Below are 14,255 nucleotides of genomic sequence, written 5' to 3'. Positions count from 1 at the left end.
GCGGTCGTGGCCCGTGCCGAGGCCGGCGCGGCCCGCACCGACACCCCCGCGGTCCACGCGGTCGTCGCCCGTGCCGTGGCCCGCGTGACCCTCGTCCGCACCGCGCACCGCGCGACCGTGAACCACGGGAACGTCCCCTGCTTCCCGCCGAGGGCGGCCCTCCTCCGCACCGAACTCCGCGCGGCCGTCACCGGTGCCACGACCCACGTGCCCTTCCCCCGCGCCGTGTTCCACATCACCTCGTCCCGCGACCTGACCCCCGCGGTCCTCGTCCACCTCACGGGCCCCCCGGCGATCGCCCGGGACGTATCCGACCCTCACCTCGCCGGTGCCGTATCCCACCCGCCCATCGGCCACCCCGCGTTCCGCGCCGCCCCACCCCGCGCTCCGTCCGGTGCGGCCCTCGGCCGGGGCCTGGCCGGTGCCGCCTTCGGCCACGCCGTCCCCCGCGCGGCTCTCTCCCGCGTGGCCCTCACCCACACCGCTCGCGTCACGGCCGTACCCCGCACCGTCGTCCGGGTCCGGACGCGTCGCGTCGGTGTCCTTGTCCGTGCGCCCCCTGCGGTCGGGGTAACCCGTAACCATGCGCCCCGCGCCGTCGGTGTCGCCCGTGTTCATGCGCCCCGTGCCGTCGGTGTCGCCCGTACTCATGCGCCCCGCGCGGTCGGTGTCGCCCGTGTTCGTGCGCCCCGTGTGGTCGGTGTCACCCGTGTGGTCCATGTGATCCTGGTCAGTGACGGCGGTCACCGGTCACCTCTCCTTCTGCAGTACGGACAGCGCGGCGATGAGATCCGCCTGCTGTTCGGGGCGGACGTCCAGCGCGTCGATCGGAGCGAGGCGCCGCTCACGTTCGGCGTGCATGACGCGGTCCACGTGTTCGGTGAGCAGCCGCCCGGACCGGTCGCGCAACCGGAGGGCGCCGTGGGCGCCGAGCCGCTCGGCGAGCGCCTCGCCCGCGTTGCGCGCCCGGCGTCCGCCCAGCAGCGCGGTGGCGACCAGGGCGGCGACGGCCTCGGAGTCGGGCGCGACCGTGCGCTCCAGCTCCCGCACCTCGTCCTCGGCGAACTCCTCCAGCTCGCGCCGCCAGCGCCGTACCGCGAGGCCGATGCGGTGTTCGGCGTTCTCCAGGGAGGTGTCGCGGTGGGCGAGTCCCGGGGCGGCGGAGGCGGGTTCGTGCCGCCAGGCCTCGTCGACGCGCTCGTCGGCGGCGGTGACGGAGCACAGCAGGAGTGCGCCCAGACTCTCCACGAGGGCGCTGAGCAGTTCACCGGCGGTGCAGTCCAGCGGGAAGGCCCGCCAGCGTTTGAGGGCGTCTCCGGAGAGGACGGCACCGGACTGCAGACGGTCGTGAACGCGTGTGTGCTCGGTGTCGTAGGCGGAGTCCACGGCGGAGGTGAGCCGGAGGGCGGCGGCGTACTGGGCGGCCGCGGAGCTCGCCAGCTCGGGCATGCGGGCCGTGAGCGAGCCGAGGACGCCGTTGGCCGTGCGCACCATGGCCTGGTGGCGGGCGGAGGCGTCCTGGGCGTGGTGGACGAGCCAGGTCCGCAGCGAGGCGACGGCGGAGGCGGGCAGCAGGCCCGCGCCCCACGCCGACTCGGGCAGCTCGGGCACCGTGAACCGGGGCACGTCGCCGAGTCCGGACTTGGTGAGCAGGGCGCCGTACTGCCGTGAGACCTCCGACACGACCTGGTGGGGGACCCGGTCCAGGACGGTGACGAGGGTCACGTCGTACTCCTTGGCGGTGCGCAGCATGTGCCAGGGGACGGCGTCGGCGTAGCGGGCGGCCGTGGTGACCATGATCCAGACGTCGGCGGCGCAGATGAGTTCGGCGGCGAGGACGCGGTTGTCGGCGATCAGGGAGTCGATGTCGGGGGCGTCGAGGAGGGCGATCCCGCGCGGGACGGTGTCGGCGGTCTCGACGCGCAGCAGGCGTCTGGAGTCCGCGCCGCGGACCATGAGGTCCTCGGGTGCGTCCCGGTGGGGCGCCCACACTCGTGTGAGCTGGGGCAGCACGCGCAGGTTACTGAACCAGTGATGGTCCTCCGGATTGCAGACGAGGACCGGCGTGCGGGTCGTCGGGCGCAGTACGCCCGACTCGCTCACGCGCCGGCCGACGAGGGAGTTGACGAGCGTCGACTTGCCCGCGCCGGTGGAGCCGCCGACGACGGCCAGCAGCGGCGCCTCCGGCTCTCGTAGCCGGGGCAGCAGGTAGTCGTCGAGCTGCGCGAGGAGTTCGTCGCGGTTGGCACGCGCGCGTGGGGCCCCGGCCAGGGGCAGCGGAAAGCGTGCGGCGGCGACACGGTCGCGCAGAGCGGAAAGTGTGTCGAGCAGCTGAGGCCGTACGTCCAAGGTCACCACATGCGAAGAATGCCCAATTTTAGGGGAATTCTGAAGCATATAGACATGTCTGCGTGCCGACGTGGCAGATCGGACGTAAGGGACGACCGGGACATGGGCACAGGCCAGGCATAACGAGTGCACAACACCCGGTGCGTCGGACGCCAAAAGCGGTGCACGATTCGTACCCGCCTGCGATTATCGGGACCGCTTCACCGAACCTCCACATCGAGCCATGGAGGCGAAGCGACAGGGTCAGGGAACCGGGAGCCCTATCCTTGTCACCGCAGCCGGCCCCCGTAGCTCAGTGGATAGAGCAGGCGCCTTCTAAGCGCTTGGCCGCAGGTTCGAGTCCTGCCGGGGGCGCCAGAATCCGCCCTTCCCAAGGAGGAAGGGCCCCTTTGGCTGTCCGGTCACACAAGACGCACATCCTTGTGTTCCAGGCCACCGAGCTGCCAAGGAGGCGGCGGCACGGGTAAAGTCCGACCACCTGCCTGAAGAGAGAACATCCATACGCATCGGCTTCCGGCCGCGGCAAGATCCGCGCCGTTCAGCAAGTCCGGTCTCGAGGATGTCGAGTTTCCTGGAGCTCGCGAAGTGTCAGCATCGCCCTTGCCCGCCCGGTTGCGTACCGCGGCGGCACGCCTCCTCCTACCAACGGTGCTCGCCCTGTCGTTCACCGTTCAGGCAGTGGGTGCCCTCCTGCCGAGCGTCCCGCTGCTCGCGGCCGCCACCGCCACCGGGCTGGCGGCGGACGTCGCCCTGCACCGGTGGCAGCGGAGCCTGGCCGCCACCCTCGGGAAGCTGCACGCGACCGTGACCGTGCGGCAGGTCGTCCGTGACCTCCTGCTGGTGACCGGTCTGCTGCGGATCGAGGAACAGCACGACGAGCAGCGGTACCTGGTCCTCGTCTGCGGCCTGCTCGTCTTCTACGCCCTGCACTTCGCCTGCCAGGCGCTGGCGATCCAGGTGCGCCGCACCCGCACCCTGCCCGTGGTGACCCGCAACATCGACGCCTCGGCGCTGCGGCTGAGCGCCGCTCCCCCGGCACTGCTCATGCGCCGGTCCGGACAGCGGCTCCTCGCGTTCGCCCTGCCCGCGACGGCGGGCCTGCTGGCCACCGCCGCCACCGGCTCGGCCCGGTGGGCCGCCGCCGGTGTCGCCCTGTCCGTCGCCGCCGGAGTGGTGGCCTTCGTCACGCTGGCGGTACGGCTGCTGCCGGGCCGCAGGCCGGCGACGAGCGAGCAGGCGCTGGAGTGGTTCGAGGCCTGGCTCGCGGAGTACCAGCCGACGGTCGGCATGTACTTCTCCGGCGGCAACAGCTCGGCCTACCAGGCGAACATGTGGCTGGAGCCGCTGGCCCGGCTGGAGGGCCGCCCGCTGATCGTGCTGCGTGAGCGCTTCATGGTGAGGAAGATCGCGTCCACCGACATCCCGATCGTGTGCCTGCCGAAGGTCGCCGATCTGATGCGGCTGGAGCACTCCACGCTGAAGATGCTGATCCACCCGTCGAACTCGGGCAAGACCTCGCAGGTGCTGCGCATCCCCACCATCAAGCACGCCTTCGTCAACCACGGCGAGAGCGACAAGCTCTCCAGCTGCAACCCGTACGCGAAGGCGTACGACGAGGTGTGGGTGGCCGGTCCCGCGGCGCGCGAGCGGTACGCCCTGGCCGACGTGGGCGTCGACGACAGGGACATCGTGGAGATCGGGCGCCCGCAGCTGGACGCGATCCAGCCGTACGCCGGCGCGCCCACCGGCGCGTACACCACGGTCCTGTACGCCCCGACGTGGGAGGGCTGGGACGGCAACCCGGGCAACACCTCGGTCGTCGAGGCCGGCGAGAACATCGTCCGCGCGCTGCTCGCCGACCCGGCGGTCCGGCTGCTGTACAAGCCGCACCCGCTGACCGGCTCGGTCGATCCCCGCGCGGGCGCGGCGAACGTCCGGATCCAGGAGATGATCCGCGCCGCGAACGTCTCCCGTGCCGCGCAGCACACCGACGGGCGGCCCGCGCCGTCCGCGGCGGCGGAACTGACCCGCCGGGCCGCCGACCTGGACCGGCTGACCACGGCCTCCTTCCGGGACAGCGCGGACGACGTGGAGCGCATGCTGCTCCAGACGGCTCCGGAGCCCGGCCGGGCCGCCGCCGTGGCCGCCGCGAGCGCCGCCTGGGAGGCTGCGTTCTGGGCCTCGTTCCCGGTGTGGGAGCACCAGATCGTCACGGGGCCGCGGCCGACCGTCTACGGCTGCTTCAACATGGCCGACCTGCTGATCAGCGACGTCTCCAGCGTCATCTCCGACTACCTGGCGAGCGAGAAGCCGTACGCGGTCACCAACACCAGCGGTCTCACGGAGCAGGACTTCCGCGCCGCCTTCCCCACCGTCCGGGCGGGTGCCGTCCTCACCCCGGACGCCTCCGGCGTACCGGCCCTGCTGGACTCCGTGCGCCACCCCGAGAACGACCCCTACGCCGAGGCCCGCACCGACCTCAAGCTGCACCTGCTCGGCCCCTCCGACCCGCCGTCCGTCGTCCGCTTCAACGACGCGTCCCGCGCGCTGTGCGAGGCGGCCGACGCACACCGCGCGGGCATGGCCGTTCGAGCGCTTCCGGTGATCCCCAGCCAGCGGGAGAACGACGCGAAGCTCAACAGCGGGCACCTCAAGGGCTGAGGCCCGGACGTGTACGCCGAAATCCCCCGGAGCGCACCGCTCCGGGGGATTTCTCGTCCGGCCCGGCCGGACCGCCGCCGCTCCCCCGCTCCCGGCTCCCGACTTCCCGCTTCCCGCTTCCCGCTTCCCGCTTCCCGCGGAACCCTCCTCGCACCTCGTTTCTGACCAGCCGTTAGAGTCGCCGTCGGAACCTTCGCGACCGTGGGAGGCGAGAGGCGACGTGGGACTTCGCTGTGCGGTGCTGGACGACTACCAGGGCGTGGCCACCCGGATGGCCGACTGGTCGGTGATCGAGGACGAGGTCGAGGTCGTCGCGCTGCGCGAGCACCTCCACGGCGAGGAAGCCCTCGCCGAGGCCCTCGCCGGCTACGACATCGTCGTCACCCTGCGCGAACGCGTCGCCTTCCCCGGCTCGCTGATCGCCCGCCTCCCCCGGCTGAAGCTGCTCATCGCCTCCGGCATGCGCAACAGCGTCATCGACTACGCCGCCGCGGACGCGCACGGCGTCACCGTGTGCGGCACGGCGAGTTCGGGCACCCCGCCGGTCGAGCTGACCTGGGCGCTGCTGCTGGGCCTCGCCCGCGGCGTCGTCGAGGAGAGCACCGCACTGCGCGCCGGCGGCCCCTGGCAGTCCACCGTCGGCGCCGACCTGCACGGTGCCCGGCTGGGTCTGCTCGGGCTCGGCCGGATCGGCAGCCGTGTCGCCCGGGTCGGGCTCGCCTTCGGCATGCGGGTCAGCGCGTGGAGCCAGAACCTCACCGCGGAGCGCGCCGCGGAGGCGGGCGTCGAACTGGCCGCCTCCAAGGAGGAGCTGCTGGCCGGCAGCGACTTCGTCTCCGTCCACCTGGCGCTGGGCGAGCGCACCCGGGGCCTCGTCGGCGCCGCGGAGCTGGCCCTGATGAAGCCGACCGCCTATCTGGTGAACACCTCGCGCGCGGCCATCGTCGACCAGGACGCCCTGCTGACGGCGCTGCACGAGGGCCGGATCGCGGGTGCCGGCGTCGACGTCTTCGACATCGAGCCGCTGCCCTCCGGCCACCCGATGCGCACCGCGCCCCGCCTGCTCGCCACGCCCCACCTCGGCTACGTCTCGCGGGCCAACTTCGCGGCGTACTACGGCCAGGCGGTGGAGAACATCCGGGCCTACCTGGCGGGCTCCCCGGTACGGCGCCTGCCCTGAGGCACGGTCAGGCGTCCGCCAGACGTTCGTAGACTCCCTCGCTCCGGCGCAGATGGTGGAGGTCGACCAGGTAGCGCCGGAGCGTCACATGGTCGATCTCGTCGGACGCCTCGCACCAGGCCCTCAGGCGTTCGTTCACCACGCGTTCCGGATACTCCACACCCGGCTCGAAGGTCTGCTCGGCGATGTGCCGCAGCACCAGCTTCTTGCGGGTCCACTGGGCCGGCAGCCTCACCAGCCTGCCGTCGCGCACGAAGGTGGCCAGCACGTCGCCCCCGGACGGCCGCGTGGGCCGCTCCTGCCGGGCCAGCTCGCGCAGGAGGTCGTAGGAGACGGCGAGGGCACCGTCCGCCCGCACGGTGAGGGCACCCTGCTCGCGCAGCCTGAGCAGTGCCAGGGACGTGTCCTTCGCCGCGAGGCCGGTCGCCTCGGCGACCCGCTCGGCGCTGTCCGCGCCCAGCGCCACGGCGGCGAAGGCGCGCAGGCGCCGCTCATCGGCGAGCAGGCCGATCAGCTGCCGGGACCGTTCGGCCGTCCCGGGGAGGTCATCGGTTTCCATGGCCGGAGGCTAGGCCACCGCCGCCGCCCGGCGCCCCCGAATATCGCCGGGCCCGTGCCGTGGGCGGCCGCCGTTGCCGTGAAAGGGTGATCCCTCGTCGATCACCGTGACCGGACCGGTGCGGCGCCGTTGAAGGGGGAGTGCGGCGGCCGTCCGCCGCCGCACGTCATCGAGCTACAGAAGGAGAACGTGATGTCTCGCATCGCGAAGGCAGCCGCCGTCGTCCTCGGCACCGGTGCCGTGGTGGTCAGCGGCGCCGGGCTGGCCATGGCCGACGCGGGTGCCCAGGGCGCGGCCGCCCACTCGCCGGGCGTGCTGTCCGGCAACGTGGTCCAGGCTCCGGTCCACATCCCGGTCAACGTGTGCGGGAACACGGTCAACGTGGTCGGCGCGCTGAACCCGGCGATCGGCAACGTCTGCGTCAACGACTAGACGACCAGGGCTACGGCGGCTGAGCCGGACCGAAACGCAGTCGAGGGTCCCGGCGCTCCGAGCGCCGGGACCCTTCGTCGTCCCGGGCCTCACGCGTACCGGTAGATCCGGCTCACGTCCTCCAACTGGTCCGGCGTCTCGTCCCACGGCGGGAGCCTGTCGTGCCGGGCCACGACCCGGCCGTGCTGCTCGTCGCCGGCGCCGGGCGGCCCCTCGGGCAGGTAGCGGCCGTCCCGGTGGGCGCTCTGCCAGCGGTGCCACTGCAGGTCCACGAAGGCGTGGTGCAGCCAGAACACCGGGTCGTTGACCGACGCGCCGCCGAGCATCGCACCGCCGACCCAGCGGTGCACCCGGTTGTGGTTGTGCCAGGAGGCGCTGCCGGTGCCGCTGCCCCAGCCCTCCAGCTTGTTGCGGAATCCATGGCGGACGGTGGAGTTCCAGGGCCACGCGTCGTAGACCGGGTCGTCGAGCGCCCGTCGCAGTTCGCCGCCGGTGGGCAGCTCCAGGTGGTCGTCGGAGCCGCCGAGGTCGCGGGTGAGGAACGCGGCGTCCGTGACGCCCTCCCTGAGGGTCCAGTGGCCCGCCGCGTAGGCGAACGGTCCCGTCATCACCTGCCGGTCCGGGCGCCGCCCGTCACCGCCGAGCAGGTCCCGCGTCCAGGGCACGGAGGCCGTCGTGCGGTCCCGGGTCCAGTCCCAGTACGGCACCGTCACCGAGGAGTCCACGCGGCGCAGCGCCCGCTCCAGTTCCAGCAGGAACCGGCGGTGCCAGGGCAGGAAGGACGGGGCCATGTGGGCGGCACGCAGACCGTCCTCGCCGTCGGCGGTGTAGTAGTCGATGTGCAGCCGCACGAACTCGTCGTACTCGCCGCGCCGCTTGACGGTCAGCAGCGCGTCGACGAACCGCCGCCGCTCGCCGGCGGTGAGCGTACGGACGTTCTTACGCAGGTACGCCATGCCGTCCCCCCATGTGCGTGTGGCCACCGGTGTGTTCGCCGCCGTCCGGGCCCGGCGCCGGTGCGCGCAGCCGTTGCCGGGGGCCGATCTGGTCCACGGCGGCCCGGGTCGCCGCCAGCGGCGTCGGATACGACGTGTAGTGGTCGAGCATGCTCAGCCAGGTGCCGTCGGCCCGGCGCATCAGGTGCAGCGGACGGCCGTCGACGGCGATCCGCCAGGCGCCGCCGGCCTCCGGCCCCGCCGGGTCCGGCACCCAGGACCCCCGGATCCGGCGGCCCCGGTAGGTCTCGTCGAAGGCTCCGCCGCGGAAATCCCCGGCCGGTCGCGCCGGCCCGGAGTCGGCGACGGCCGGGGCCAGTGCCAGGGCGGCGGCCGAGACCAGCAGCCCCCGTGCCGCCTCCCGGCGTGACGGTCTGTGTGCCGCCGCTGTGACCCGCTGTTCCGTGCCCACCGCCACTCCGCCGGCACCGACGACCATCGCGCACTCCTCCTCGTCCAAGACCCGGATCCTGTCCGTACCGGTAACCGGCGAAGGGCGGCCCGGGTCACACCGGACGGCCGTGCGGCCACGCCGTCGGGGGCCGGCGGGCCGGGGCGGGCGGATCAGCCCGTCCAGAAGTCCCACCAGCGGGTCAGCACGAGCATGCCGACGACACCGATGTGCAGCAGCGGAGGCACCCAGGTGAACTCGGCGAAGAACGATCGCAGCCACGCGGGAGCGGGCAGGAAGCCGTCGCGCACGCAGAGGGACGTGACGTACCAGAACATCAGGATCGTCGCGGTCCAGGCCAGGCAGCACCACAGGCACAGCGCGTTGATCCGGTACAGCGACTGGAACTGCAGCCAGGAGACGAACCCGACCCCGAACAGGCAGCCGGCGTCGAAGAGCAGCCAGTACCAGCCGGGGAAGCGGGCACCGGCGAGCAGGCTCACGCCCACGCAGACGACGATGCCGTAGGCCACCAGTCCCAGGATCGGGTTGGGGAAACCGAACACCGAGGCCTGGGCGCTCTTCATCACGCTGCCGCAGGACACCACGGGGTTCAGGCTGCACCCCGGCACGAAGGCGGGGTTCTCCAGCAGCTTGAACTTGTCGAGGGTGATGACCCAGGACGCGAGCAGGCCGGCCGCGCCCGTGAGCACGAGCAGCAGGGCGAACGCGCGGCTGCCGCCCGCTGCGCTGGGTGCTGAGGTCACCGCGCGACCATACCGACGGCCCGTGGGGCGCCCCGGCGGCTCCTCACCCGTCCGGAGCAGAGTCCCGCGCCCCTCCACACGATCGGGGGACCTCGCACCGGGCCCGACGACGACCGGTCACGGCGATGCCTGGTCGCGGCCGAGACGGTCACGGCGATACCCGGTCACGACCACGGGCCGGTACGGCGGGTGCGTACCGGCCCGTGTGTGCGGGGGCGTCAGCCGTGCATGGGCAGGCCGCCGAGCAGCCGGGGCTGGTTGAGGGACTCGGTGGCGCCCTTGGCGGTGTGCAGCACGGAGTCCTTGTTCTCGGTGTCGAGCGCGTCCGACTGGTGCTGCACCGGCATCAGGTCCTTGACCGTCGGGGGGTGTTCGGCGATGGTGCCGACGGCGCCGTTGAGGCTCGTGGGCGGCAGGCCGGGGGCGCTCTGGGCGAACGCGGGCGCGGCGACGCCGGCAAGTGCCACGGAACCGGCGACCACGGCGGCAGCCTTCAGGGACTTCATCGTGTTCCTTTCTTCGGCGACTTGGCGTCACCCCGGGGAATGTCCGACACCGTGCCCAACGAGTTCCGGCCGGGTCGGAAACCCCGACCGGACAAGACATATGAGATGCCTGGAAGGCGCGCCCCCGCGGTGCGTGTCAGTCCAGTGACAGCGCCGGGGCCGGCAGCAGCTCCAGTGACGGCAGGGCGGTCGTCGAGGGGAGCGAGGTCGTGGCGTCGCCGAGGGACGAGTCGATGAGGTCGAGGAGGTCGTTCACCACGTCGGCGACCGATGTGGCCACCTGGTCGGCGGCGTCGGCGTCGGTGTCCGCGGCGGCGCCGGCGGCGTCCGCGGCGTCCTCCGCCGATGAGACCGTCTGGTCGGCGTCGGCGGTGATGGCGTCGACGAGTCTGTCGATCGCCTGGTCCAGTGCGGTGACCAGGTCGTCGACGGCGTCGCGGGCCGCGGGCTGCTTGGCGTCGTCGCCCCGCTTCGCCGCCGCGGCCGCCGACAGCGACGGGCTGGCCGCCGCGTCCGGCGGCGCGGACGCCCCGGGACTGGCGGATCCCGCCGGCGGGACCGAGACGGGGGGCGCCGTCGGAGAGGCGGACGCCGTGGGCGCGGCCGGTGCCGCCGGCGTGCCGGAGGCGGCGGAGGCCGTGGGCGCCGGGTCCGCCGCGGCCTGGGCGACGGCCTTCTTCGCCGCCTCACCGAGCCGTGCGGCCTGGTCGGCGGGCAGCGTGCCCTTCGTCAGTGACTGGTCGAGCAGGTCGACGACCGGAGTGAAGACGGTGTTGGTGGCACCCAGGGCTCTGACCTGGGCCAGCAGCTTCTCGACATCGGGTACGGGCGCCCGGTGGGCGGCGTGGGCGCGCTCCCGTGCCGAGTCGGTGACGGCGACGGCGGGGCCGGTGACGCCGACCAGGACCGCGGCACAGAGGACGGTGGACGCGAGACGCCGCGGCGGCAGACCACGCATGAGGGTTCCCTTTCGGTGGACATCGGTACCTCAGCCCACCGTCAGTTCACCTGTCACGTTCCGCAACCGCTCGAATGCCCCGAGTGATGCAACCGGGTGAGTGAAACCGGCCGTCCGCCCCGCGGGGGTTCGCGGGGCGGACGGCCGGCACAAGGGGTGAGGCGCGACGTCAGTCGTTGACGCAGACGTTGCCGAACGTCGGGTTCAGCGCGGCGATGACGTCCACGGTGTTGCCGCAGACGTTCACCGGCACGTGGACCGGAACCTGGACGACATTGCCCGACAGCACGCCCGGCGAGTGGGCGGCGGCGCCGCTCGCGCCGGAGTCGGCGGAGGCCACACCGACGCCACCGGCGACGGCCGCGACGGCGGCGGAGGTCAGGACCAGGCCCTTCGCGATACGCGACATGGAGAAATGCTCCTTGAAATCGACACAACATGCGGGCGGATGCCCGGTGCTGTGTCAACGCGTGACGCCCCCAAGGGTTGTGCCGCCGAAGGGGTGATGTGCACGGCGTCCTCTGCGGGGCGGCACGCGAAGTCCGCCGGAGAGCAACTACACACAGCATGGGTGACACGCTCACGAGGTCATGGCTCCGGCGTTGTTCGATCCCGCACGGCTCTGCGGCGCGGTGGTGACCAGCCGGGCTCCCGGCTCGTTTGCACCGGGGGAAGCGGCGACCGGCGCACTCCGCGTCGTCGTGTGCGCCCGGTAGTGATGCGCGATCCCGACCGCAGTCCCGAGCGCACCCGTGAGCGAGGTAATCCGCGAATGCACCAGTCGGCACCCGACCCCCGGCTGCGGATCCTGCACCTCGTGCAGCCCGTCGACGGCGGGGTCGCCACAGTCGTGAGGGACCTGGCACGGGCCCAGCTCGCGGCGGGTCTGCACGTCACGGTGGCCTGTCCCGGCGGAGAACTGGGCGCCGACCTGCGGCGGCTGGGCGCCGAGGTGCGGGACTGGCGGGCCGGCCGGTCCCCCGGTCCGGGCCTGCCGGGCGAGGTACGGCGGCTCGTACACCTGATCGATGAGGTACGGCCCGAACTTGTGCACGCGCACAGCGCCAAGGCCGGCCTGGCCGGCCGGCTCGCCGTCCGGGGACGCGTGCCGACCGTGTTCCAGCCGCACGCCTGGTCGTTCGAGGCGGTCGGCGGGCTCACCGCGGCGCTCGCGCTGCGCTGGGAACGCCTGGGGGCGCGCTGGGCGGACCGGGTGGTGTGCGTCAGCGAGGCGGAGCGCGCGACCGGCCGACGCGCCGGGGTGCACGCCCCGTACACCGTCATCCCGAACGGCATCGATCTCGACCGCTTCCACCCCGGGCCGACGGCCCCCGCCCCACCCCGCGACGCGGTGAACGGCTCGCCGCCCACCGCGGTGAACGGCTCGCCCTCCCGCACGGACTCCGCCACTCCCGCCACCGTGCCGTCCGGACCCGACCGTGCCGCCGTGCTGCCCGACCTCGACCCCGGCGCGCCCGTCGTGCTCTGCGTCGGACGGCTGTGCCGGCAGAAGGGCCAGGACGTGCTGCTGCGGGCCTGGGCGGACGTCCTCGACGCGGTTCCGGACGCCCGGCTGGTGCTCGTCGGGGACGGACCGGACCGTGCGGCCCTGCGGCGAAGCGCCCACCCCTCCGTGCGGTTCGCCGGCGCGGTCGGCGACGTCGTGCCCTGGTACCGGGCCGCCGACCTGGTGGTGCTGCCCTCGCGCTGGGAGGGCATGGCGCTCGCCCCGCTGGAGGCGCTCGGCTGCGGGCGGCCCGTGGTCGTCACCGACGTCGACGGCGCCCGCGAGAGCCTGCCCACCGCCCTCGCCGCGCGCTGCCTGGTCCCCCCGGAGGACCCCGCCGCACTGGCCGGTGCCGTCACCGCGCTGCTGTCCGACCCGTCGCTGCGCACGGCGCTCGCCGCTCAGGGACACCGGCACGTCCTGTCCACGCACGACGTGCGGCACACCGCCGAACAGGTCGCGGCCGTGTACCGCGAACTCCTGGGCGCGCGACCGCGCGTGCCCTCCGAGTGCAGGGAGTCCATTCAGCCGTGACCGCGGAAAGTACCGTCCCCTCCCCCGGCAGGCAACCGTGGGACCACGGGCTCTCGTCCGTCTCGGTCCTGCCGCCCCGCGCCGGCAGCGGCTCCGGGTTACCGCTGCGGCGCCGGCCCGAGCGGGCCGCCTCGTCACTGCCGCTGCTCGCCGCCGACCTGCTCGCCGCGCCCACGGGCGGGGCCGCGCTGGGCGGGCTCGCCCGCCCGCTGCCGGTGGCCTTCCTGATGTGCGGCGCGCTGCTGCTGCGCCCGCGTTCCGCCCGGCCGGTGTCCGGCGTGCTCGACGAACTCCCCGCGGTGAGCGGGCGGATCGCGGTGGTCTGGCTGGCTCTCGCCGCGCTGCTCGCCGCGCACGCCCCCGGGCGCGCCCTGTCCGCACGGACCCTGCTGCTCGGCTGGACGCTGCACGTGATGGCGGCCTGCGCGGGCCGGAGCCTGGTGCACTGGCGCCGCAGGGTCGCGTTGCTGCGCCGCCCGCGCACCGCCCTGGTGGTCGGGCCGGCCGCGACCGCGCAGCGGGTGGCCGCCGCCCTGCTGCGGCACCCGTGCTGCGGGGTTCGGCCCGTCGGCGTCGTCGCGGAGCACCCGGACGGCAGCGACCGGTTGCCGGTGCTCACCACCGGCGAGGAGGTGGAGCGGGCGCTGATCCAGAACGGCGTGCGCGTGGTGCTCACCGTGCACCCGGCCGTGCCCACCGAGCAGGGCCCGCTGCTGCGGGCGCTCGCCGAGTCGGGCTGCACGGTGTGGGAGGTGGACACGGACTGCCCGGCGTACACGGTGCGCGACCGGCTCGCCGGGTTCGCCGTGCGCCGGCTGCACCTGGGCTCGCACCGGCGCACGGACGTCGGCAAGCGGCTGCTGGACGGCGTGGTGTCCGGGACGCTGCTGGTACTGGTCAGCCCGCTGCTGCTGGTGTGCGCGGTCGTACTGCGGCTCACCGAGGGCCCCGGCGTGGTCTTCCGGCAGAAGCGCATCGGCAAGGACGGCCGCCCGTTCACCCTGCTGAAGTTCCGCACCCACCGCCCGGTCGACGAGCACGAGTCGGCCACCCGCTGGAGCGTGGCCGGCGAGCGGCGGATGAGCCCTTTCTGCCGCTTCCTGAGACAGAGCTCGCTCGACGAGCTGCTCCAGCTGTGGAACGTCTTCCGGGGTGACATGAGCCTGGTGGGCCCGCGCCCCGAACGGCCCTACTTCGTGACCCAGTTCAGCCAGACCTACCCGGGCTACGCGGCCCGTCACCGCATGCAGACCGGCATCACCGGGCTCGCCCAGATCAACGGGCTGCGCGGGGACACCTCCATCGAGGACCGGGCCCGGTTCGACAACGCCTACATCGACAACTGGTCGCTGTGGCAGGACGTCTGCATCCTGCTGCGCACCGCGGCCGCGCTCGTGCGCTCGACGGGAAGCTGAC

13 protein-coding genes and 1 tRNA gene are annotated in these 14,255 nt (G+C 73.4%); 6 read left to right on the top strand and 8 right to left on the bottom strand.

All coding sequences use genetic code 11. The annotated features are described in order from the left end of the window. Positions 1-750: 750 nt before the first annotated feature. Complete coding sequence (locus IE177_RS05535; RefSeq protein WP_190013603.1) at positions 751-2,358, bottom strand: dynamin family protein; 1,608 nt, start codon at positions 2,356-2,358, stop codon at positions 751-753. A 272-nt stretch (positions 2,359-2,630) separates the two neighbouring features. Here IE177_RS05535 and IE177_RS05530 point away from each other — a divergent pair. From IE177_RS05530 to IE177_RS05520, 3 genes are all read left to right on the top strand, one after another. Beyond that, positions 2,631-2,706, top strand: a tRNA-Arg gene (locus IE177_RS05530). Positions 2,707-2,949: 243 nt separating this feature from the next. Next, positions 2,950-5,010, top strand: coding sequence for a CDP-glycerol glycerophosphotransferase family protein (locus IE177_RS05525; protein ID WP_373305045.1), 2,061 nt, complete (start codon positions 2,950-2,952; stop codon positions 5,008-5,010). A 220-nt stretch (positions 5,011-5,230) separates the two neighbouring features. After that, on the top strand, positions 5,231-6,190 hold the full coding sequence (locus IE177_RS05520; RefSeq protein WP_190013601.1) for a D-2-hydroxyacid dehydrogenase family protein: 960 nt from the start codon (positions 5,231-5,233) through the stop codon (positions 6,188-6,190). A 7-nt stretch (positions 6,191-6,197) separates the two neighbouring features. On the opposite strand, the gene IE177_RS05515 is transcribed toward IE177_RS05520, so the two are convergent. Next, on the bottom strand, positions 6,198-6,749 hold the full coding sequence (locus IE177_RS05515) for a DUF2087 domain-containing protein (RefSeq protein ID WP_190013600.1): 552 nt from the start codon (positions 6,747-6,749) through the stop codon (positions 6,198-6,200). A 192-nt stretch (positions 6,750-6,941) separates the two neighbouring features. Here IE177_RS05515 and IE177_RS05510 point away from each other — a divergent pair, with 192 nt between their 5' ends. Beyond that, positions 6,942-7,181: a chaplin gene (locus tag IE177_RS05510; protein ID WP_190013599.1), complete on the top strand. Its 240-nt coding sequence runs from the start codon at positions 6,942-6,944 to the stop codon at positions 7,179-7,181. Positions 7,182-7,270: 89 nt separating this feature from the next. On the opposite strand, the gene IE177_RS05505 is transcribed toward IE177_RS05510, so the two are convergent. The 6 genes from IE177_RS05505 to IE177_RS05480 form a co-directional block, all read right to left on the bottom strand. Continuing rightward, the gene (locus tag IE177_RS05505; RefSeq protein ID WP_190013598.1) at positions 7,271-8,137 is read right to left on the bottom strand and encodes a tyrosinase family protein; all 867 of its coding nucleotides are present in this window, start codon (positions 8,135-8,137) and stop codon (positions 7,271-7,273) included. After that, on the bottom strand, positions 8,121-8,615 hold the full coding sequence (locus IE177_RS05500; RefSeq protein ID WP_190014094.1) for a tyrosinase family oxidase copper chaperone: 495 nt from the start codon (positions 8,613-8,615) through the stop codon (positions 8,121-8,123). Before IE177_RS05500 ends, IE177_RS05505 begins: the two co-directional genes overlap by 17 nt. Before the next feature lie 125 nt (positions 8,616-8,740). Next, the gene (locus tag IE177_RS05495) at positions 8,741-9,334 is read right to left on the bottom strand and encodes a vitamin K epoxide reductase family protein (protein WP_190013597.1); all 594 of its coding nucleotides are present in this window, start codon (positions 9,332-9,334) and stop codon (positions 8,741-8,743) included. Between the two features lie 218 nt (positions 9,335-9,552). Next, entirely contained in the window at positions 9,553-9,840 is a 288-nt protein-coding gene (locus IE177_RS05490; RefSeq protein WP_190013596.1) for a hypothetical protein, read from the bottom strand. Positions 9,841-9,976: 136 nt separating this feature from the next. Next, positions 9,977-10,798 (bottom strand): hypothetical protein, encoded by an 822-nt coding sequence (locus IE177_RS05485; protein WP_190013595.1) that lies wholly within the window; start codon positions 10,796-10,798, stop codon positions 9,977-9,979. A gap of 169 nt (positions 10,799-10,967) precedes the next feature. After that, entirely contained in the window at positions 10,968-11,207 is a 240-nt protein-coding gene (locus IE177_RS05480; protein WP_190013594.1) for a chaplin, read from the bottom strand. Positions 11,208-11,570: 363 nt separating this feature from the next. Here IE177_RS05480 and IE177_RS05475 point away from each other — a divergent pair, with 363 nt between their 5' ends. Both IE177_RS05475 and IE177_RS05470 read left to right on the top strand, forming a co-directional pair. Continuing rightward, positions 11,571-12,839: a glycosyltransferase gene (locus IE177_RS05475; protein ID WP_190013593.1), complete on the top strand. Its 1,269-nt coding sequence runs from the start codon at positions 11,571-11,573 to the stop codon at positions 12,837-12,839. Next, positions 12,836-14,254, top strand: a complete 1,419-nt coding sequence (locus tag IE177_RS05470; protein ID WP_190013592.1) for an exopolysaccharide biosynthesis polyprenyl glycosylphosphotransferase — start codon at positions 12,836-12,838, stop codon at positions 14,252-14,254. The genes IE177_RS05475 and IE177_RS05470 overlap by 4 nt, the downstream gene beginning before the upstream one ends. Position 14,255 lies beyond the last annotated feature (1 nt).

Source organism: Streptomyces lucensis JCM 4490, assembly GCF_014650035.1.
Lineage (GTDB): Bacteria > Actinomycetota > Actinomycetes > Streptomycetales > Streptomycetaceae > Streptomyces > Streptomyces lucensis.
This window is presented reverse-complemented; position numbering and strand designations above follow the sequence as displayed.